At 67.4% G+C, this 19,436-nt stretch carries 18 protein-coding genes; 9 read left to right on the forward strand and 9 right to left on the reverse strand.

Annotated features, from left to right (window positions below; genetic code table 11):
• The first annotated feature begins 273 nt into the window (after nt 1-273).
• Genes ACQ3DC_RS01195 through ACQ3DC_RS01220 form a run of 6 tightly spaced genes read left to right on the forward strand, consistent with a single transcriptional unit; the run spans nt 274 to nt 6,227 of the window.
• The gene (locus ACQ3DC_RS01195; RefSeq protein ID WP_323056584.1) at nt 274-1,299 is read left to right on the forward strand and encodes a hypothetical protein; all 1,026 of its coding nucleotides are present in this window, start codon (nt 274-276) and stop codon (nt 1,297-1,299) included.
• On the forward strand, nt 1,289-1,978 hold the full coding sequence (locus tag ACQ3DC_RS01200) for a DUF4129 domain-containing protein (RefSeq protein WP_430751355.1): 690 nt from the start codon (nt 1,289-1,291) through the stop codon (nt 1,976-1,978). Before ACQ3DC_RS01195 ends, ACQ3DC_RS01200 begins: the two co-directional genes overlap by 11 nt.
• Nucleotides 1,975-3,189 carry a DUF4350 domain-containing protein gene (locus ACQ3DC_RS01205; RefSeq protein WP_430751356.1) on the forward strand — a complete coding sequence of 405 codons (1,215 nt, stop codon included), beginning with the start codon at nt 1,975-1,977 and terminating at the stop codon, nt 3,187-3,189. The genes ACQ3DC_RS01200 and ACQ3DC_RS01205 overlap by 4 nt, the downstream gene beginning before the upstream one ends.
• Nucleotides 3,186-4,181, forward strand: coding sequence for an AAA family ATPase (locus ACQ3DC_RS01210; RefSeq protein ID WP_157241756.1), 996 nt, complete (start codon nt 3,186-3,188; stop codon nt 4,179-4,181). The genes ACQ3DC_RS01205 and ACQ3DC_RS01210 overlap by 4 nt, the downstream gene beginning before the upstream one ends.
• The gene (locus ACQ3DC_RS01215; protein WP_430751357.1) at nt 4,181-5,473 is read left to right on the forward strand and encodes a DUF58 domain-containing protein; all 1,293 of its coding nucleotides are present in this window, start codon (nt 4,181-4,183) and stop codon (nt 5,471-5,473) included. The genes ACQ3DC_RS01210 and ACQ3DC_RS01215 overlap by 1 nt, the downstream gene beginning before the upstream one ends.
• A 40-nt stretch (nt 5,474-5,513) precedes the next feature.
• Nucleotides 5,514-6,227 (forward strand): DUF4166 domain-containing protein, encoded by a 714-nt coding sequence (locus tag ACQ3DC_RS01220; protein ID WP_430751358.1) that lies wholly within the window; start codon nt 5,514-5,516, stop codon nt 6,225-6,227.
• Between the two features lie 6 nt (nt 6,228-6,233).
• Here the strand turns inward: ACQ3DC_RS01220 and ACQ3DC_RS01225 are convergent, their stop codons facing one another.
• From ACQ3DC_RS01225 to ACQ3DC_RS01265, 9 genes are all read right to left on the reverse strand, one after another.
• The gene (locus ACQ3DC_RS01225; protein ID WP_421092353.1) at nt 6,234-7,238 is read right to left on the reverse strand and encodes a hypothetical protein; all 1,005 of its coding nucleotides are present in this window, start codon (nt 7,236-7,238) and stop codon (nt 6,234-6,236) included.
• Between the two features lie 65 nt (nt 7,239-7,303).
• Complete coding sequence (locus ACQ3DC_RS01230) at nt 7,304-7,711, reverse strand: chorismate mutase (RefSeq protein ID WP_157241753.1); 408 nt, start codon at nt 7,709-7,711, stop codon at nt 7,304-7,306.
• Nucleotides 7,712-7,809: 98 nt separating this feature from the next.
• A complete protein-coding gene (locus tag ACQ3DC_RS01235) occupies nt 7,810-9,534 on the reverse strand; it encodes an ABC transporter ATP-binding protein (protein WP_157241752.1) in 1,725 nt (574 codons plus the stop codon).
• Nucleotides 9,531-10,544: an ABC transporter permease gene (locus ACQ3DC_RS01240; protein WP_430751359.1), complete on the reverse strand. Its 1,014-nt coding sequence runs from the start codon at nt 10,542-10,544 to the stop codon at nt 9,531-9,533. The genes ACQ3DC_RS01235 and ACQ3DC_RS01240 overlap by 4 nt, the downstream gene beginning before the upstream one ends.
• A gap of 2 nt (nt 10,545-10,546) precedes the next feature.
• Nucleotides 10,547-11,638 carry an ABC transporter permease gene (locus tag ACQ3DC_RS01245; protein WP_157241750.1) on the reverse strand — a complete coding sequence of 364 codons (1,092 nt, stop codon included), beginning with the start codon at nt 11,636-11,638 and terminating at the stop codon, nt 10,547-10,549.
• A gap of 140 nt (nt 11,639-11,778) precedes the next feature.
• A complete protein-coding gene (locus ACQ3DC_RS01250; RefSeq protein ID WP_157241749.1) occupies nt 11,779-13,410 on the reverse strand; it encodes an ABC transporter substrate-binding protein in 1,632 nt (543 codons plus the stop codon).
• A gap of 237 nt (nt 13,411-13,647) precedes the next feature.
• A complete protein-coding gene (gene mnmA, locus ACQ3DC_RS01255; RefSeq protein WP_157241748.1) occupies nt 13,648-14,787 on the reverse strand; it encodes a tRNA 2-thiouridine(34) synthase MnmA in 1,140 nt (379 codons plus the stop codon).
• A gap of 133 nt (nt 14,788-14,920) precedes the next feature.
• On the reverse strand, nt 14,921-16,150 hold the full coding sequence (locus ACQ3DC_RS01260; protein WP_370460658.1) for a cysteine desulfurase family protein: 1,230 nt from the start codon (nt 16,148-16,150) through the stop codon (nt 14,921-14,923).
• Nucleotides 16,151-16,203: 53 nt separating this feature from the next.
• The gene (locus tag ACQ3DC_RS01265; protein ID WP_421092257.1) at nt 16,204-16,896 is read right to left on the reverse strand and encodes a hypothetical protein; all 693 of its coding nucleotides are present in this window, start codon (nt 16,894-16,896) and stop codon (nt 16,204-16,206) included.
• Between the two features lie 227 nt (nt 16,897-17,123).
• Between ACQ3DC_RS01265 and ACQ3DC_RS01270 the strand changes: the two genes are divergently transcribed.
• The 3 genes from ACQ3DC_RS01270 to sigK all read left to right on the forward strand — a co-directional run bounded on the left by ACQ3DC_RS01270 (nt 17,124) and on the right by sigK (nt 19,436).
• Nucleotides 17,124-18,074 carry a J domain-containing protein gene (locus ACQ3DC_RS01270; protein WP_430751360.1) on the forward strand — a complete coding sequence of 317 codons (951 nt, stop codon included), beginning with the start codon at nt 17,124-17,126 and terminating at the stop codon, nt 18,072-18,074.
• A 42-nt stretch (nt 18,075-18,116) separates the two neighbouring features.
• Nucleotides 18,117-18,584 carry a tRNA (cytidine(34)-2'-O)-methyltransferase gene (locus ACQ3DC_RS01275; RefSeq protein ID WP_321213955.1) on the forward strand — a complete coding sequence of 156 codons (468 nt, stop codon included), beginning with the start codon at nt 18,117-18,119 and terminating at the stop codon, nt 18,582-18,584.
• A 213-nt stretch (nt 18,585-18,797) separates the two neighbouring features.
• Nucleotides 18,798-19,436 carry an ECF RNA polymerase sigma factor SigK gene (gene sigK, locus ACQ3DC_RS01280; RefSeq protein WP_321213956.1) on the forward strand — a complete coding sequence of 213 codons (639 nt, stop codon included), beginning with the start codon at nt 18,798-18,800 and terminating at the stop codon, nt 19,434-19,436.

The following is a 19,436-nucleotide window of genomic DNA, read 5'->3' on the forward strand; positions in this document are numbered from 1 at the left end:
CCGTCCGGGCAACAACCTCCGGAGCAGCAACCGCCGGCCCGGAACCCGTGGGGGCCGCCGTCGTGGCAACCGCCTTCGGCGCAGCAGCCTTGGGGGCCGCCGCCGTTTCAACAGCCCTCGCCGCAGCAGCCTTGGGGGCAGCCCGGTTCTGCCTATCCCGGGTTGCCGCAGCCCCGGTATCCCAGCCAGCACTTTCCGAACCAGGGCCCTCCCTACGGCCAGCCGCGGTATGTTGCTCCCCCGAAGCCGGGCATAGTCCCGCTGCGTCCCCTGATGTTCGGGGAAATCATGGACGGGTCCTTCCAGGTGATCCGGCGGAACGCGAAGGCCATGCTGGGCGCTTCCCTGCTGGCGCAATCCCTCGCCGCCATCCTTACCGCTGTCCTCACTGCGGCCACGGCAACTTCGGCGGGCTCCATCGAAGGCTGGGCAAACAGCGCCACTGATGCCGATCTGGCAACCCTCGGCCTGGGGTTCGTGGCCGCCATGCTGCTGGTGGCCGTCCTCAGCCTCTTCATTGCCTCCGTCCTGCAGGGCGCCATGGTGGTGCCGGTGGCCCGGTCCATCCTCAACCGGCCCACCAGTTTCAAGCAGATGTGGTCGCTTGCCCGCCCGCGGGTCGGAGCCCTGGTCCGGCTTGCTGCCTTGCTGATGGCCGCCGGCCTGCTGGCGATGCTTGTCCCCGCAGCGTTGGCCGTCGCGCTGATCGCAAGCATGGAAGGGATCGGGATCCTGCTGCTCATCCCCCTGTTCCTCGGTTTCGTTGCCCTGTACGTATGGATTTACGTGAAGCTGATGGTAGCCCCGGCCGCGGTCGTGATTGAGGAGCTGGGTGCGCTGGACAGCCTCCGCCGGTCATGGGAACTGACCCGGGCCAACTGGTGGCGGATCCTGGGGATCACGTTGGTGGTGGGCATTCTGGTCGGCGTCGCCAGCCAGATCGTCATGATCCCGGTAGGCCTGCTGCCCCCGCTGGTGGCCGGTTTCCTGTCCCCGCACGGCGGCAGTGAGCAGGAGGTGGCCCTCGCCGTGGCAGTCGGAGTCATCACAGCAATCCTCGGCGCGCTGGCCGGGGCCCTCGGCTACGCCTTGCAGACGTCTGTGATGGCACTGGTCTACATGGACCTCCGGATGAGGAAGGACGGGCTGGACATCTCACTGCTCCGCCAGATGGAGTCCGGCGCCGATCCGGACGGCATTCCGGGCCGGGGCCACGCAAGGGGCACGCCAGGCTGGAGCCAGCCTGGCTGGAGCCCCGGACCCGGACCCGTGGCGGGGGCATGGCCGGATGGCCGCTGAACCCCCGGTCCTGCCCGCGGCAGAGGAAGCCCGGCGGTGGGCGGCCGAGGAACTGGCTAAACCGGAGTACCGCGAAGCTGCTCCGGGCTGGCTTGAGGAGCTCTGGAAGGGCTTCGTGGACTGGCTCCAGTCGCTGGACGGTTCCGCGGCTGACGGGAGCACAGTGCCCAGCCCGGTCATTGGGATCGTCATCGCCGTGGTCATCGCCGCCGCCGTGATCATTGCCAAACCCCGGCTGAATGCGAAAGTGCGGCGGGCCGGGGAGGTCTTTGAGCCTGACAGCGTCTTGACGCCAGCGGATTACCGGCAGCGCGCCGAAACGTCCGCTGCGGCCGGGAAGTGGGGGGACGCCGTCGTCGACCGCTTCCGGGCGCTGGTCCGTTCTGCCGAGGACCGCACCATCCTGGATCCGCAGCCGGGACGGACGGCTGACGAGGTGGTCCGTGAGCTTGCTGCACCGTTCCGTACCGAAGCGGACCGACTGGGCAAGGCAGCAGGGACCTTCGACGCTATCCGGTACGGGAACTTGGCGGCGGACGCCGCCGACTACCAGGCAATGGCCAGCCTGGACAAGAGCCTCGAAGCCATGAAGCCCGCCCGCACCCCCGCCCAGCAGGAGCAGGCCCCACAGGAGCAGGCCCGGCAGGATTCCCTGCCGCACACGGCGGCGCGCCCATGACCGCCGTGTCTCCGGCACCCTCAACCCGCGAGGTGCCTGAGCCGGGCGCTGCACCGGACAGCGGCACCGGGAAAGCCAAGGGGCTGTGGGGGTGGCTGGGGCGGCACCGTGCCCTCGCCGCACTGTGGGCCCTCGTCGGCGCAGCCCTGGCGCTGGTTCTCTGGGCGCAGCTCGCTCCGAAAGGTGACGCCGTTCCCCTGTCCCTCAACAACGCCGGCCCGGACGGTGCCCGGGCCGTCACGCAGATCCTGGGCCGGCACGGCGTCAAGGTCCACGGCGTCGGGAACTTCGAGGCGGCCATGGCGGCGCTGGAGGCGGGAACCTCCCCGACCCTTCTGTTGTACGACAGGAGCGGCTTCCTCGACGAGCCGCGGCTCCAGGAACTGGCGGCGTCCGCGGAGAGTGTGGTGCTGGTTTCGCCCAGGCTGCAGACCCTGGCCGCGCTCAGCGGCAGCATCCGCCAGGCAGGGGTGGTCCCGGACGCCTCCTCCGCGCTGGATCCCGGGTGCAGCCTTCCTGACGCGGAAGCAGCCGGACCGGTGTCCGGCGAGTCAGGCTTTATTTACGACGGCGGGACCTCCTGTTACCGGCCTGCCGGTTCTGCCGCCGGAGTGCTTGCCGTGGAGGGTCACGGGCGGCTCACCGTCCTGGGAAGCACCGGCATCCTCAATAACGGGCGGCTGGACGATCTAGGCCACGCTGCGCTGGCCATCCGCACCCTCGGAACCTCCCCTGACCTGGTCTGGTACCTCCCGACCATCGAGGACCTGGAAACCGGCGCTTCCCCGCAGACCCTCGACGAACTCGCACCCGACTGGGTGCGTTTCCTCGGGCCGTGGCTCGCCCTGGTGGCCGCCGCGGCAATAGCCTGGCGGGGCAGGCGCCTTGGCCCGCTGGTGTTTGAGCCCCTTCCTGTGGTGGTCAAGGCAGTGGAGACAGCAGAGGGCAGGGCCCGGCTCTACCACGATTCCCGCGCCGTGGACCAGGCCCGGGACAATCTTCGGGCCGGAACCCTGGTTCGGCTTGCAGGGCACCTGCGGGTGGGCGCCGGGGCCACGGCCGACCAGGTGGTCAACGCCGCAGCACGGCACCTTGGCCAGCCGGCCCGGCAGATACACGAACTCGTCAACGAACATCCGCGGACCGAGGCAAGGCTTGTTGCCTGGTCGCGGGAGCTGGACAACCTAGAGAAAGAAGTCAAAAGGCGATGAGCGAGCAAGGCAGCGGCCCCCGGGTCCTGGACCACATGGAACATGACTCCGCCCGGCAGGCACTCCTGGACGTGCGCAGTGAGGTGGCAAAGGCCGTGGTGGGCCAGGACGCCACCGTTACCGGCCTGTTGATCGCACTGCTGTCACAGGGGCACGTGCTGCTGGAGGGCGTTCCGGGGGTCGCGAAAACCCTGCTGGTCCGCGCGTTGTCCGCCGCATTGAGCCTGGACACCAAGCGCGTCCAGTTCACTCCGGACCTGATGCCAGGCGACATCACGGGCTCGCTGGTTTATGACTCGCACACCTCGGAATTCACCTTCCGGGAGGGGCCGGTCTTCACCAACATCCTGCTGGCGGACGAGATCAACCGGACGCCTCCCAAGACGCAGGCTTCCCTGCTCGAAGCCATGGAGGAGCGGCAGGTGTCCGTGGACGGCGAGTCCCGGCCGCTGCCCGGACCGTTCCTCGTCGCTGCCACCCAAAACCCGGTGGAGTACGAAGGCACCTATCCGCTGCCTGAGGCGCAGCTTGACCGGTTCCTGCTCAAGCTGACCATGCCGCTGCCAGGGCGCCAGGACGAAATGGAAGTCATCCGGCGCCACGCCGCCGGCTTCGATCCGAGGGACCTTACCGCCGCCGGCGTCCGCGCCGTTGCAGGTGCGGAGGACCTGGCACGGGCGCGGCAGGCGGTGGCCTCCGTGGCGGTGGACCCTGAAGTCATCGCGTACATCGTGGACCTGGTGCGTGCCACCCGCTCCGCACCTTCATTCCTGCTTGGGGTCTCGCCCCGCGGCGCCACTGCGCTGCTGAACACTTCGCGGTCCTGGGCCTGGCTCTCCGGCAGGAGCTTTGTCACCCCCGACGACGTCAAGGCCCTGGCCCTCCCCTGCCTCCGGCACCGCGTGGCGCTGCAGCCTGAAGCCCAAATGGACGGAGTACGCGTGGACGACGTGCTGGGCAGCATCCTGGCGTCCGTTCCCGTTCCCCGCTGATGGCCGTCTCCGGGCGTTTCGTGCTGCTGGTGCTGCTGGGCTCCGTGCCGGTCCTGGCATTGCCGGGCTGGGGAACGGTGCTGCTGGTGGCCGCCGCGCTGGCGGCCCTTGCCGCCGTCGACCTCCTGCTGGCGGCTTCCCTGCGTCCGGTGCACGTCCTGCGTTCCGAGCCTGGCAACGTCACGCTGCATGCGGGTACGGACGCCGTGTTAAAGGTGCAGAACGACGGCGGCCGGCGGCTCCGAGGTGTCCTTCGCGACGCATGGCAGCCCTCCGCGGGAGCGCAGAATCCGGTGCAGGACATCGACGTCCCGGCCGGGGAAGGCAGGCGCGTCACCGTCCGGCTGCGGCCGGTCCGGCGGGGCGACCTGAAAGTACCCCACGTCACCCTTCGCTCTTTCGGCCCGCTGCTGCTGGCCGCGCGGCAGCGGACCATTGACTGCCCCGGTTCGCTGCGGGTGCTGCCTCCCTTCCATTCCCGGCGGCACCTGCCGTCAAAGCTGCGAAAACTGCGTGAGCTCGACGGCAAGGCTGCGGTGCAGATCCGCGGCGCGGGCACCGAGTTCGATTCACTGCGGGACTACGTCCGGGGAGACGACGTCCGGTCCATTGACTGGCGGGCCACCGCGCGCCGGTCAGCGGTGGTGGTGCGCACGTGGCGGCCTGAACGGGACCGAAGGGTGGTCATGGTCCTGGACACCTCACGGACCTCGGCGGCAAGGATCGACGACGAAACCCGCCTGGACACGGGCATGGAAGCGGCGCTCCTGCTGGGTGTGCTGGCCGAGCGGGGCGGGGACCGCGTGGACTTCGTGGCGTTTGATCGCCGCACCCGCGCCCGGGCGGGCTCTGCCGGGCAGGGGAACCTCCTGGGCCAGCTGGTCCAGGCGATGGCACCGCTTGAGGCTGAACTCATCGAGATGGACTGGCCAGCGGTCCCGGCCCAGGTCCGCGCCGTTTCCGCGCACCGTTCCCTGGTGGTCCTGCTGACGTCGCTGGACGGCGGCGCACCCGAGGAAGGCCTCCTTCCCGTCGCGGCACAGCTGGCCCGGCAGCACGTGGTGGTGGTGGCAGCCGTCCGGGACCCCCAGCTCGGTGCCATGCTCAAGGAACGCGACGACGCCACCGGTGTATTCCGCGCCGCCGCCGCAGAGCGGGCGCTGCTGCAGCGCGCGGCCATCAGTACCGAGCTTCGGCAGCACGGCGTGGAAGTGGTGGACGCCGAACCGCACCAGCTGCCGCCGAAGCTGGCCGACATGTACATCAGGCTCAAGGCCGCCGGTACATTGTGAGTTCACAGCATCTTGTCCTACCGTTTCGCAGGAGGCCCCATTGAACGTTCCCATTTACCAGCAGGCGCTCGGCGCGCACTTTTCCCGGCTCCAGCCGGAGCTCCAGGATTACTTTTCCCTGGCCCCGGGTTCCGGCAGCTACGGAGTGGGGGAAGGGACCTTCGACGTCGTTGGCTGCCGGCAGGAATGGCTGCGCCCCCTGCTGCGGCTTACCAGCGGGGAGGAAGCATTCTTCCCCGAGTACGGCGAGAACATTCCTTTCCGGATTGAGAACCATGCCTACCAGGACCCCTTTGGCCGCTCCAGCCTGACAGCCCGCCGCGAAATCCGGTTCCCGGGCCGGACGCGGATCTTCCAGGACACCACCAGTGCGACCCGCCGGGCCGGCGCCACCCAGCTGGTGGACTACGTGGGACGGTACCGGAGGCTGGTGACCGACCTGAACCTGAGCGTCACGCCGGAGGGCCGGCTTCGCGGCATCTCCGAAGCCTCCCGGCTCTTCATTGGCCCCCTCCGCATCCCCCTTCCCGCCGCCTTGGATGCCAAAGCATACGCGGAACAGTGGTGGGACCCGGCCGACGGCGCCGCGGGCAAGCACCGCATCCAGGTAAAGGTGATCCAGCCGCAGATCGGCCTGGTGCTGGTGTATGCCGGCAGCTTCGACTACAGGCTGCGCCCCTACACCGGCGGCAGTTCAGCCCAGAGTTTCCTGCCCCGCTACGCGCAGCCGGACCGTTGGGAAAACCGGGTCTGAGTCCCGCTATCCCAGCGCCAGCTGGTTCAGCCCATCCGCCACCTGCGTGAGGCGTCCGAGGACCGCCGTGGCCTGTGCCGGGGTGCCGCCGGCCAGCCCCTGCGAGGGAGTGATCCGCACGGTGCCAAGCGCTGTGGCGGGCAGCCCCAGCTGGCGCCAGGGGCGCCACACGCCCTCGACGCAGTCCGACACCTTTGGCAGGGACCGTCCCGCAGTATCCAGCGCGCCGATCCACAGGCGCTTGTCCGCCTCAACCGCTCCAGCCAACTGTTCCCACTGCCGGGAAGTCAGGGCGTTAAACGGAACGGCAATGCCGTCGGCTCCTGCCGCGAGGATCTGCTCGAAGGGCGCCTCGATCGCCGGCACGGCTATGACGACTTCGGCTGCGCCGAACGCGCGCAGTGCGTCCAGGACCACCCGCCACGATTCCCGTACTTCGGAGGCGGCCACAGCACGCAGGGTGCGGTAGCCGCTGGAGGTGGGGATGGTGCCGGCCAGCACCGCGGCGATGTCCGGCTCATCCACCTGGACCACCAGCCGGGCACCCGGCACGGCAGCGGCAACCCGCGAGAGGTACCGTCCCACACCGGCGGCAAGGGAAGCCGCAAGGTCCCGGCGGGCCCCGTAGTCGATGAGTGCCCGTTCGCCGTTGTGCAGGTGGAGCCCGGCCGCAAGGCTCAGCGGCCCCACCAGCTGCACCTTGATTTCGGCTGCCGGATTTTCCTCGGTCCCGGCCACGTCGGCCAGGACATTGATGTCCGTGGCAAGGGCGGAGGCCGCACGCCGGAAGTCCTTGCCGGGACGGTCCACGAGCCGCCAGCCATACGGCTGGACGTCGACCGCCAGCTCCTCCAGGAGGCAGGCAGTGCGTCCCAGGGCATCAGAGCCGACGCCCCGGTCCGGCAGCTCGGCGAGGAACGGCAGGTGGGGGCTGCCCAGCTCGCCGCGGATGATTTTTGCCGCTTCCACCGGATCTTCACCCGGCCAGGGTCCCAGCGCGGTGGCCGTCACCTGACGCGTCGGAGCCCCGTTCTCCGGTCCGGTGCTGGCGTCGGCGCGGCGCCGTTCGTCCCGGCTCACGCGCGTGCTGGTGCCTGCGGGTGCTGTCCGGAGGCCGCCTCGTGGTCTTCGGCAATCGCCTCGTGATGCCTGATGACCTCGCCGATGATGAAATTCAGGAATTTTTCCGCGAACGCTGGATCCAGGTGCGCATCCTCGGCCAGCCTTCGCAGCCTGGCGATCTGGGCTGCCTCACGGCCGGGGTCGCCGGCGGGGAGCCGGTGGGCGGCCTTGAGGAACCCCACCTTCTGGGTGGCTTTGAAGCGCTCAGCCAGCAGATAGACCAGGGTCGCATCGATGTTGTCGATGCTGGAACGGATGGACAGCAGCTCAGCCATCACCGAGTTGTCCACCTGGCCGGCCAAAGAACTGGCGGAGGGGTCGTAGTCATCGGAATCAGGAGAGTGGGGGTTGTGCTGCGTCATGGCTCAAGTCTATGGGAGGGCACGCGGATAGCCCGGGTGTTAAGCGCCGGCGCCGCAACCGGTACCGGCGCCGCAAACCCCGGGCTTGCCGCGACCCATCAGATGCCGAGCAGTGCCCGGTGCTCCTCCCGGCGCCGTGCCTGTTCCTGCGGGTCCGGCACCGGCAGTGACGCGATGAGCCGCCGCGTGTAGTCATGCTGCGGGCTTCCCATCACCTGGCTCCCGATTCCCTGCTCCACCAGCTTCCCCTTATAGAGCACGCCCACCCAGGATGACAGCGTGTCCACGACGGCCAGGTCGTGGCTGATGAACAGGCAGGCAAAACCGAACTCCTCCTGGATGTCCTTGAACAGCTCCAGGACCTTCGCCTGCACCGACACGTCCAGGGCCGACGTCGGCTCGTCCGCTATCAGCAGGCGGGGGTTCAGGCTGAGTGCCCGGGCCAACGAGGCGCGCTGCCGCTGCCCGCCGGACAGTTCGTGCGGGTAGCGGCCCGCGTACGACGCCGGCAGCTGGACTGATTCGAGCAGCTCGCCTACGCGCTTGCGCGCCTGGGCCGGGCTTGGCTTCGTGTGGATGACCATGGGTTCGGCAATGCAGTCCCCGATGGTCAGCTGCGGGTTGAAGGACGCCGCCGGGTCCTGGAACACGAAGCCAATGTCCTTCCGGAGCGGCTTGAAGGTGCGTTCCTTTAGGTTCAGCATCTCGTAGCCCAGGACCTTGAGGCTCCCGCCGGTGGTCCTGTTGAGGCCGGCGATTGCGCGCCCGATGGTGGTCTTCCCGGAACCGGACTCCCCCACCAGCCCGAAGACTTCGCCCCTGGAGACGGTGAAGCTGACGCCATCCACTGCCTTGAACGCCGGCGTTCCCAGCCTGCCGGGGTACTCGATGGTGAGGTTCCTGGCCTCCACCAGGATTTCCTCATCCTGGTGGGCCCGGCTGGTCAGGCCCTCCGACGCCGAGTTGCGCCCCAGGTGCGGCACTGCTGCGAGCAGTTTCCGGGTGTAGTCCTGCTTGGGTTCAGCGAACAAGGTGCGGGCCGGCGCCTCCTCCACCACGTCCCCCTGGTACATGACCACCACGCGGTCGGCGAGGTCCGCGACCACACCCATGTTGTGGGTGATGAGCACGATGGACGTGCCGTACTTGTCCCGCAGGTCCCGCAGCAGTTCCAGGATCTCTGCCTGGACCGTGACATCGAGGGCGGTGGTTGGCTCGTCGGCTACGATCAGCCCCGGATTCAGGGCCAGCGCGGCGGCGATCACCACCCGCTGCTTCTGTCCTCCCGAAAACTGGTGGGGGTAGTAGTTGACGCGGTGTTCGGGGTCGGGGATGCCCACCTTGCGGAGCGCGTCGACGGCCCGGGACTTGGCTTCCCTGGCCGAAACCCGCTTACCGCCGCTGCCGGCGTGTGCGCGGATGCCTTCGGCGATCTGCCAGCCCACGGTGAACACCGGGTTCAGGGCTGTTGACGGCTCCTGGAACACCATGGCGACATCGCGGCCACGGATCTGGCGCAGTTTGGCGGCACTGACGCTGATCACGTCAGCGCCGTTGATCACCACTGCCCCGGAGCTGCTGGCTGTTTCCGGAAGCAGGCCCAGAATGGTCTTGGCGGTGACCGTCTTGCCGGACCCCGACTCCCCCACGATGGCCAGCACTTCTCCCTTCCGGACTTCCAGGCTGACGTCCTTGACGGCATGGACCGGGCCGCCGTCGGTGGCGAAGGTGACCTGGAGGTGGTCGATGTCGAGGACCGGACGGCCGCCGCCGGACTCGTGGCCGGAGCCGGCCCCGGACGACGGATCGATGTTGACGGTCATGATGCCCTCACTTCTGTTGCGATGGCGGCGTTGTCCACCGGCGCGGGCGAACCGCCGCCCGTGCTCTTGCGGCCCCGGAGCCGCGGATCATTCAGGTCGTTGATGCTCTCGCCCACCAAGGTCAGGCCCACCACGGTGAGCACAATCGCCAGGCCCGGGAACAGGCCGGTCCACCAGATCCCGGAAGTCGTGTCGGCGAGCGCCTTGTTGAGGTCGAATCCCCATTCAGCGGCCGAGCTCGGCTCGATGCCGAAGCCAAGGAACCCCAGCCCGGCAAGGGTGAGGATGGCCTCGGAAGCGTTGAGGGTGAAGATCAACGGCAGGGTGCGGGTGGCGTTGCGGTAGATGTGGCGGGTCATGATGCGGATGTTGGAAGCGCCCACCACCTTGGCCGACTCCACGAACGGCTCGGCCTTGAGCCGGACCGTCTCCGCCCTGATCACCCTGAAATACTGCGGAATGAACACCAGTGTGATTGCCGTGCCGGCGGCAAAGATGCCGCCAAGCAGGCTGGACTGGCCGCCGCTGATGACAATGGCCATGACAATGGCAACCAGCAGGGACGGGAAGGCGTACACGGCGTCGGCGATGACCACCAGGATCCGGTCGAGCCACCCGCCAAGGTAGCCGCTGGCTAGGCCGAGGGCAACACCCAGGACGATGGACATGGCGACGGCGACGACGATCACCAGGATGGCCGTCTGCGCTCCCCAGACGACACGGGACAGGACGTCGTAACCGCCCACCGTTGTGCCCAGAAGGTGCTTGCCTCCGGGGGCCTCCTGCGTGGGGAAGTTGCCGTCGGCGTCGGAAAGCTGGGAGAAACCGTAAGGTGCCAGCAGCGGCGCGAAAAGTGCCGTCAGGACAAAGAGGCCGGTGAGGATCAGGCCCGCCACCAGCATGCCACGCTGGAGGCCCACGCTCTTGTTGAAATGTGAAACCACCGGCAGGCGCCGGTACCAGGGCGCCCTGGGATTTTCCATGGGGACGGGAACAGTGGGGATGCTCATGGTCAGTACCTCACGCGGGGGTCGATCAGCGCGGCGATGATGTCCACGATGAAGTTGGTCATGGCCACGATGATGGCGAGCAGCACCACGATTCCCTGCACCGCGACGAAGTCGCGCGCGGTGAGGTAGTTGGCCAGCTGGAACCCCAGGCCTTTCCATTCGAACGTCTTTTCGGTCAGTACCGCGCCACCAAGCATGACCGCTATCTGCAGGCCCATCACCGTGATGATGGGGATGAGCGCGGGCTTGTAGGCGTGCTTGGTGACCAGTCGGTATTCGCTGACGCCCCTGGACCGCCCCGCTTCTATGTAGTCCCGGCCCAGGGTGCCGATCACGTTGGTCCGGACGAGGCGGAGGAAAATCCCTGCCGTCAGCAGTCCCAGCGCCACCGCAGGCAGGACCGCGTGCGCCAGGACGTCTCCGAGTGCGGCCATGTTGCCGCTCCGCAGGGCATCGAGCCAATAGATCCCGGTGGGGGCCTGGAGGGAGGTCAGGGCGAGTTCGCTGGAGGTCTTGGCCCGCCCGGCCACCGGCAGCCATCCGAGCCAGACAGAGAAGGTCAGCTTCAGGAGCATGCCGGCGAAGAAGACGGGGGTGGCGTAGCAAAGAATGGCAAAGACCCGCAGGACGGCGTCCGGCGCCTTGTCCCGGCGGTGGGCCGCCACCATGCCCAGGGGAATGCCCACCAGGAGGGCGACGAGCAGCGCGTTGATGCTCAGCTCCAGGGTGGCTGAGCCGTAGGTTGTCAGCATTTCGACGACGGCCCGGTTGTCGGTAAGCGTCCGGCCGAAGTTGCCGGTGGCCAGCTGGCCGAGGTACTCGAAGTACTGGACCAGGATGGGCCGGTCGTAGCCTGCAGCCTGGATCCGCGCCTGTAGCTGGTCCTCGGGCAGGCGTCCGCCCATGGCCGCGGTGATGGGGTCTCCCGTGATCCGCATCAGGAAGAAGACCATAGTCACCAGGATGAATATTGTGGGGAAAATCAGCAGGAAACGGATCAGGATGTACTGTCCCAATCCCCCGCCGGAGGATTTCTTGGCCGCCGGAAGCAAGCCGTCCGCGTCTGTTGGCGGCGCGTCGATCAATGTAGTCATGGTGCCTCAGGTTGTTATTTGCGGTGCCCGCGGTGGGCGTTCACCGCTTCCCGACCAGCAGACGGGGCGGGACACGCGCACCTGTGCAGGCGCACCGCGTCCCGCCCCGTCTTAGGTCAGAGCCGGATTGTTCAGTGGACCTACTTGGACATCACGCCAAGACGGGTCTTGAAGGACGCGTCCAGGGTCTTCTCGACTCCCTTGACATCCGTTCCGGCCACCATTACCTGGGCGCCCTGCAGCAGCGGGAGCGTGGAGAGGTCCTTCGCAATGGCTTCCTGGGCCTGGCCCAGGAGATCGCTGCGTTCCGCCTTGTCCGTGGTGACGAGCTGTTTCTTCACGATTTCCGTGACGGCGGGGTTCTCGTAGTGGTTGCCGAGGAAGTTGCCCGGAATAAAGAACGGGGTCAGGTAGTTGTCCGCGTCCGAGTAGTCCGGGAACCAGCCCAGCTGGTACACCGGGTACGCGTCCGCGCGGCGCTCCTTGGTGTAGGTGGTCCATTCCGTGGACTTCAGGTCAACGGCGAAGAGACCTGACTTCTCAAGCTGCTCCTTGACCAGGGCGTACTCGTCGGCAGCTGACGTACCGTAGCGGTCCGTGTACTGCAGCTTCAGGTCAACCACGGAGGTGACGCCGGCGTCGGCCAGGACCTTCTTGGCCTTGTCCACGCTTGGCTTGCCGTTTCCGTCGCCGTACAGGCTCTTCAGCGGCTCCGCTGCTCCTTCGAATTCCTTGGGGACGTAGGAATAGACCGGAGTGTAGGTGTTCTTGAAGACCTGCGAGGCGATGACGTCGCGGTCAACGAGGTGTGCAATCGCCTGGCGCACGGCCAGCGACTTCGCGGGATCGGCTTCGGGCGTCTTCGCGCCGAACGGCATGGTGTCGAAGTTGAAGACCATGTAGCGCAGTTCCCCGCCCGGGCCCTTGTGGACCTTGACCTTGGAATCCTTCTCGAGGTCGGCGACGTCCGTGGCCGTGAGGATGCGGCCGGCAACGTCAATGTTGCCCTGCTGCACGTCGAGCTTCAGGTTGTTCGGGTCGGCATAGTGCTTGAGGGTTGCGCCGTCGTTGGCCGCCTTACCAAGCAGGCCCTGGTAGTCCGGATTGGGTTTGAAGCTGACCAGTTCGTTCTTCTTGTAGCTTTCAATCGTGTACTGGCCGGCGAAGGGCTTTGCGGCGACGATGGCGTCGTCGTCCATGACCTTGTCCGCCGGGAAGACCTGCTCGTCCACGATCGGCCCGGGGTTGGAGGCGAGGACGCCAGGGAACACCTGGTCATTTCCGGCCGCAAGGGTGAACACGACGGTGTTGGGGTCCGTCGCTTCGATCTTTTCCATGTTCGAAAGCAGTGAGGCCGGGCCGTTGGGGTCGTCAATGGCCTTGACCCGCTTGAAGGAGAACACGACGTCCGAGGAGTCCAGCGTGTTGCCGTTGGCGAACTTCAGGCCGGGCTTCAGCTTCACCGTGTACTCGGTGGGGCTGGTGAAGGAGGCGGACTCGGCGATGTCCGGCGCGGCGTCTGCAGTGCCGGGCTTGTAGTTGAGCAGGAACGGGTAGATCTGGTTCATCACCATGAAGGATCCGCCGTCATAGGATCCGGCGGGGTCGAGGGTGACCACCTTGTCCGTGGTGCCGTAGGTGATGGCACCGCCTCCTGCCTCGCCGGTTGAGGTTCCGCCGCCGCCTGAGGGGCCCGTGCAGGCTGTCAGTGCGATTGCGGAGATGCCTGCCAGCGCGATTGCGCCATGCAGTGCTTTGTTGCTCTTCGTCATCTGTGAACTTTCTGTTCGATGAGTGCGCGCCCGCCGACCGCTGACGGGTACATGTGCTCAGGCGGGAAGCGCGCGGTGCTGATGCCTAGATTCAATCAGAGAGTCAACCCTCAGACGGGACGATTTTGTGAGTTGAGACACAAAATTTACCTGAATGAGCCCCGGTCCTCCCGCCAGGGCGCGCACAACAAAGAACACCGCCCCGGCGGAACCGGGGCGGTGCTCGAAAATAAGGGTCTAGAGCGCGGCGCGCTGAAGCGAGCGGGCAGCGTCGATCGTTGCCTGGCCCAGCACGCGGCTGCCCTGGTAAAGGACTATCGTCTGCCCGGGGGCCACTCCACGCAGCGGAGTGGCGAGCCGGACGACGAGCTGGCCTCCGCCCGCTTCCGTATCCCGGCCGGCCGGCTCCATGCGTGCAGTGGCAGGAACGGGATCGCCGTGGGCACGGACCTGCGCGTGGCATTCGAAGTCCCCGCCCGTCCCTACTTCAGCGATGGGCATTCCGGCCCAGGAGACTTTGATGCCGCGGATCTCGTCAATCGCCAGCAGCGCCTCGGGGCCCACCACAACCTTGTTCTCCTTGGGCCGGATCTCAAGGACAAACCGCGGCTTGCCGTCGGCGGCGGGGGTGCCCAGCTTCAGTCCGCGGCGCTGGCCCACGGTGAAGGCGTTGGCGCCAGGATGTTCGCCCACCTTGGTGCCCGTTTCATCCACGATGTCACCGGTGGACATATCGATCTTTTCCGCCAGCCATCCGGCGGTGTCACCGTCGGGGATGAAGCAGATGTCGTGGCTGTCCGGCTTGTTAGCTACAGACAAGCCGCGCCGCTCCGCCTCTGCACGCACTTCAGCCTTGGACGGCGTATCGGCGAGCGGGAACATGGAGTGCTTGAGCTGCTCGTGGGTCAGGACGCCCAGGACGTAGCTCTGATCCTTGGCCCAGTCAGCTGCGCGGTGGAGTTCGCGGTTACCGTCAGCGTCCTCGATCACCTTGGCATAGTGTCCCGTGCACACGGCGTCGAAGCCCAGCGCGATGGCCTTCTCCAGCAGTGCCGCGAACTTGATCCGTTCGTTGCAGCGCATGCAGGGGTTGGGCGTGCGGCCGGCGGCGTATTCATCGATGAAGTCCTGGACGACGTCTTCCTTGAACCGCTCGGAGAAATCCCAGACGTAGTACGGAATGCCCAGCACATCGCAGGCGCGCCATGCATCGCGGGAGTCTTCAATGGTGCAGCAGCCCCGGCTTCCGGTGCGCAACGTTCCGGGCATGCGGGACAGCGCCAGGTGGACGCCGACGACGTCGTGCCCTGCCTCGACGGCGCGGGCGGCGGCAACGGCGGAGTCGACTCCGCCGCTCATGGCTGCTAGAACTCGCATGTTTGCTTTCTGTTGGGGTACTTCCGGGGCCGAACTGCCGGAGGCCGGCTTAAAAGGCGGGCAGTCACCCGGAAACGATCTTCGCCTATCTATTCTACGGCGGTGTCAATTCGACGGGCGCGGCAAGCTCCCGTCATTCCTGGGCCGGCACCCGGCGGGCCAGGGTTCCTGCGGTTTGGATACTGGACTCGTGTCCTGCCATGCCCGCCTGCCGCGCCCGTGCATAGGCTCCCGGAAGCGCGGCCAGCAGCGCATCGACGTCGGCCTCCACGGATGCGTGGCCCAGGGTGAACCGCTGCGCTCCGCGCGCCGTCTCCTCGTCCAGGCCCATGGCCAGCAGGACGTGCGAAGGCCTCGGCACCCCTGCCGTGCAGGCAGAACCCGTGGATGACTCCACCCCTGCCAGGTCCAGGAGGAACAGCAGGGAGTCCCCTTCGCAGCCGGGGAAGGTGAAGTGCGCGTTCCCGGGGAGCCGGCCGTTCCCTGGGGCACCCCGCAGGACGGCTTCCGGAACCTGTGCATGGACGCCGTCAATCAGCCGGTCGCGGAGGGCCGCGATCCGCGCCGACTCCTGGCCCAGGGTGGCCGCAACCATTTCCGCAGCCGCGGCGAAGGCTGCGATGGAGGCGGTGTCCAGCGTGCCTGAGCGGACGTCACGTTCCTGGCCGCCGCCGTGCTGGACGGGCGTCAGTTTCACCGCCCGCCCTAGCAGGAGGGCCCCCACCCCCACCGGTCCGCCGATTTTGTGCCCGGAGATTGACATGGCGTCCAAGCCGGAGGCCTTGAAGTCCACGGGAAGCGAACCGAATGCCTGTACCGCGTCGGAGTGCACGGGCACCCCTGCGGCGTGGGCCAGTTCCACGATCCGGCTGACGGGCTGGATGGTGCCCACCTCGTTGTTCGCCCACATGACCGTTGCCAGGGCAATGGTGTCCGGGTCACGGGAAAGTTCCTTTTCAAGGGCGGTCAGTTCCACGACCCCCTCGCTGTCCACGGGAAGCCATGCCACCTCGGCGCCTTCGTGCCGCTCCAGCCACTCCACGGTGTCCAGGACGGCATGGTGCTCGACGGCGGAACACAGGATGCGGCGACGGGCAGGGTTTTCTGCCACCCGTGACCAGTAGAGGCCCTTGACGGCCAGGTTGTCAGACTCCGTGCCCCCCGAGGTGAAGATGACTTCCGAGGGGTGGGCCCCCGCTGCAGCCGCAATGGCCTCCCGCGCGTCTTCCACCGCGCGGCGGGCGCGTCGGCCGGAGCCGTGCAGGGAGGAGGGATTCCCGGTGCGCGCGAGCTCACGCGTCAAGGCAGCCAGCGCCTCAGGTGAGAGGGGCGTGGTTGCGGCATGGTCCAGGTAAACGGGCACCTCCCAATTCTACTGTCCATGCCTTGAGGCAGGAGCGGCTGCGCCTGGGGCTGCTAGCCGGCCGGCGGGACCAGAGGCAGGAAACGCACGACGTCGGACCTGGCCGACGCGAGCGAGGCGGCGTCCGGGCAGGAGATGGAGACATAGACCGACGAACCGGCCGTGCCGAAAAGCCTGGCCAGCACAGCCGTTGCCCTGCCGCCCGGCTGCGGTGCCGGCTCCAGGGCCAGCACCTCCACCGCGCGCCCTGGCCCTTCCGGGGATGCGCCCCACTGCAGGGTCTCCGTTTTCAGGTAGCCGGGCAGGATGGACGGATCAAGGTATTCGAAGAGGGCAATGGTCGATTCCCGGTCATCAGCCCTGGCAAGGGCGTTCTGGTTGGTGCGGGCTTTGGCGGCAACCAGGCATCCGTCGGCCTTGGTGTACCGGCTTTCGCCCGCGACGTTGCGGCTCCCGGCCTTCCAGCCCGGAGCTTCCTTGAGTCCATCCGAGATTCCAACCGGCACCCCCGGGGCCAGGGTGCCGCCGGCAGCAAAGGGCAGGTCCCGGCCGGCTACTGCCTCGGCGTCGTGGCCCGGCGTTATGGTGGGCGTAGCCACTGCGGGCGTGCTGGCCGCAGGTTCCGGAGCCGCCGGGTCCCGTACCTCAACGCTGCAGCCGCCCATGAGCAGGGCCGCCATTGCGGCTGCCAGTATCGGCACGGGCCGCCGCCCGGCCCAGCCAGCCGTTCCCGCCGTCGCCGGCATTTCCATTCCTACCCCAATGCATCCCGCCGCGGCCGGACGGCCGCGCATGCACGAGTCTAGAGGTATCCGGGCCCGGGCCAACGCCCTGGTCCCCGCCCCGCAACGCCAGCCCCTGCCGGCCGCAGGGAACCCGGCGGGGCCGGAACGTCGTTGTTCAGGCAGGGCCATTAAACTGTGCAGACCGGGCTACCTGCGAAGACTGGCCGAATCAACCAAAGGATGGGTGCTTGACCGAGAGCAGCGGCTCGTATTACCAGGTGCTTCGCGTGCCGGTGACAGCCACGGAGAAGGAAATCAAGGTGGCCTACCGCCGGGCTGCCCGCACGGCCCACCCCGATCACGGGGGAGATGCCGCAGCATTCCGGCGGGTGACAAAGGCCTATGAAACCCTCATCGACCCCATCCGCAGGAAAGCCTACGACCGCTCCTACGCCGCCGGCACTGTCCGCGGTGACGAGGCCGGGAGGGAGCCGCACTTCGACGCCCCGGCGGCAGGCAGCCGCGCTTCTGCCACCGTCCACCGGCCAGGCAACGCCCGCAACACCGCCGGAGATCCCCCGGTCTACGTCCCGGCGTACGACAGCGTTCCTGCCGGCGACGTTCCCCTTATCCCGCTGGAACTCGCCAGCCAGCAGGTCCACGGCATGCCCCGGAAGCGTGGAATATTCGGCGCCGAGGCACGCATCCAGCGGGAAATGCGCACCGTCCAGCTCCTCACCCGACAGGTCCTGCCGGCAATTCCGGCCGCCAGGCTCATTAATGGCCTCCAGTCCCCCGCGGACAACAGCCACATCGACCATGCTGTGCTGTCCGGGTACCGGCTGGCGCTGATCGGCTCCATGCTGTTGCCCAAGGGAGCCTATGCCTGGGACGGCCGGACCTTGAACCACGGCGGCCGTGCCATCCCCCCGCCGCAGCTCGCACACGTGGTGCGTGCCATGCAGGACATCTTCCCGGAACTGAATGTCACAGGCTGGACCGTCGTGCTCAGTCCGGACGGCAACCTCCATGAGCCGGTGATCGACAACCACCGCCGGTCGGCAGGCGGGCTGGAAGCCGTACAGGTGGTCAATGCCGCGGGGATGGTGCGTGGCCTCAAGGAGTTCCTTGCCGCCGGGCCGGCCCCCAATACGGTGAACGTTCCGGTGCTGGCCAGGCTGCTGCGCGGCATGCACTGACCCTGGACGCCCTGCGCCTGCAACGGTCGCTAGGATGGAACCGTGTTCCGCATCCTTTTCCATGCCCCCGAAATCCCCGGCAATACCGGCAACGCCATCCGGCTGGCAGCCATCACCGGGGCCGAACTGCACCTCGTGGAACCGCTAGGCTTCGACTTTTCGGATGCGAAACTCCGACGGGCCGGCCTCGACTACCACGACCTCGCCGTCGTCACTGTGCACCCGAGCATCGAGGACGCCTGGCAGCACCTGAAGCCGGAACGGGTGTACGCCTTTACGTCGGACGGAGCCGCCAGCTACACGGACATCTCCTACCAGCCGGGTGACGTCCTGATGTTCGGACGGGAATCCGTGGGCCTGCCGGCGGAACTGAAGGCAGATCCCCATGTCACCTCCACCGTCCGGTTGCCCATGCTGCCGGCACTGCGCTCCCTGAACCTGGCCAACGCCGCCTCCATCGCCGTGTACGAAGCGTGGCGCCAACAGGGCTTCGCCGGCGCCAGGATCTGACCCGCTCCGTTCCAGGCACACAACGGGCGGGCCGTATCATTTTTCCCAGCCAACCCATCCGCCCCTGCTGCGGCGTCGAATCACTCCCGACAACATTCCATCGTGTTCAAGGAGCTGCAGGTGACATTGCTGGAGTCACGTTCCAGGACCGCCCGCAGCAGCCGGGGCGGCACTGCTGAGGATTCACGGTCCGGACACTTATGCTTGGTAGTAATGGAAACCCCCAATGCCCCGCATTCCGAGGCCCAGCATTCCGAGGCCCCGCATTCCGAGGCCCATGCCGCGGTAACTGACCCTCCGGCCGATCTCAGCCACCGGCTTTCAGTCCTGCTGGAAGGCATAGGCCGGGGCGACCAGGCCGCCTTCGCCGAGTTCTACCGACTCACGTCGCGCCGGGTTTTCGGTATGGCCCGCCGCGTGCTGATCGACCCCGAACTCAGCGAAGACACCACGCAGGAGGTCTTCCTCCAGGTGTGGCAGAACGCGGCGAAGTTCGATCCCAAGGCCGGGAGCCCGCTCTCCTGGCTAATGACCATTTCGCACCGCCGCGCTGTGGACAGGGTCCGGTCCTCGCAGTCCTCCACTGACCGCGAGGCCAAATACGGCGCCAGCACCCAGGACATCGACCACGACACAGTGTCGGACCAGGTCGGGAGCAGGCTGGAAGCCGAGGCCGTGGTCCGTTGCCTGGGAACGCTGACCGAAACCCAGCAGGAGTCGGTGCGGCTGGCCTACTACGGCGGCCTCACGTACCGGGAAGTTGCCGAACGCCTGAACGCAGCAGTACCGACCATAAAATCCCGGATCCGTGACGGATTAATCCGGCTGAAGACCTGTCTGGAGGTGAGTTGA

This window comes from Paenarthrobacter sp. NEAU-H11, from assembly GCF_050573415.1.
Lineage (GTDB): Bacteria > Actinomycetota > Actinomycetes > Actinomycetales > Micrococcaceae > Arthrobacter.

Bases quoted from the DNA above. Each gene is read 5' to 3' on its own strand.
- ACQ3DC_RS01195 (WP_323056584.1), top strand. From the start codon at position 274: ATGTTCGGGGAAATCATGGACGGGTCCTTCCAGGTGATCCGGCGGAAC.
- ACQ3DC_RS01200 (WP_430751355.1), top strand. From the start codon at position 1,289: ATGGCCGCTGAACCCCCGGTCCTGCCCGCGGCAGAGGAAGCCCGGCGG.
- ACQ3DC_RS01205 (WP_430751356.1), top strand. From the start codon at position 1,975: ATGACCGCCGTGTCTCCGGCACCCTCAACCCGCGAGGTGCCTGAGCCG.
- ACQ3DC_RS01210 (WP_157241756.1), top strand. From the start codon at position 3,186: ATGAGCGAGCAAGGCAGCGGCCCCCGGGTCCTGGACCACATGGAACAT.
- ACQ3DC_RS01215 (WP_430751357.1), top strand. From the start codon at position 4,181: ATGGCCGTCTCCGGGCGTTTCGTGCTGCTGGTGCTGCTGGGCTCCGTG.
- ACQ3DC_RS01230 (WP_157241753.1), bottom strand. From the start codon at position 7,711: ATGACGCAGCACAACCCCCACTCTCCTGATTCCGATGACTACGACCCC.
- ACQ3DC_RS01235 (WP_157241752.1), bottom strand. From the start codon at position 9,534: ATGACCGTCAACATCGATCCGTCGTCCGGGGCCGGCTCCGGCCACGAG.
- ACQ3DC_RS01240 (WP_430751359.1), bottom strand. From the start codon at position 10,544: ATGAGCATCCCCACTGTTCCCGTCCCCATGGAAAATCCCAGGGCGCCC.
- ACQ3DC_RS01245 (WP_157241750.1), bottom strand. From the start codon at position 11,638: ATGACTACATTGATCGACGCGCCGCCAACAGACGCGGACGGCTTGCTT.
- ACQ3DC_RS01250 (WP_157241749.1), bottom strand. From the start codon at position 13,410: ATGACGAAGAGCAACAAAGCACTGCATGGCGCAATCGCGCTGGCAGGC.
- mnmA (WP_157241748.1), bottom strand. From the start codon at position 14,787: ATGCGAGTTCTAGCAGCCATGAGCGGCGGAGTCGACTCCGCCGTTGCC.
- ACQ3DC_RS01265 (WP_421092257.1), bottom strand. From the start codon at position 16,896: ATGCCGGCGACGGCGGGAACGGCTGGCTGGGCCGGGCGGCGGCCCGTG.
- sigK (WP_321213956.1), top strand. From the start codon at position 18,798: ATGGAAACCCCCAATGCCCCGCATTCCGAGGCCCAGCATTCCGAGGCC.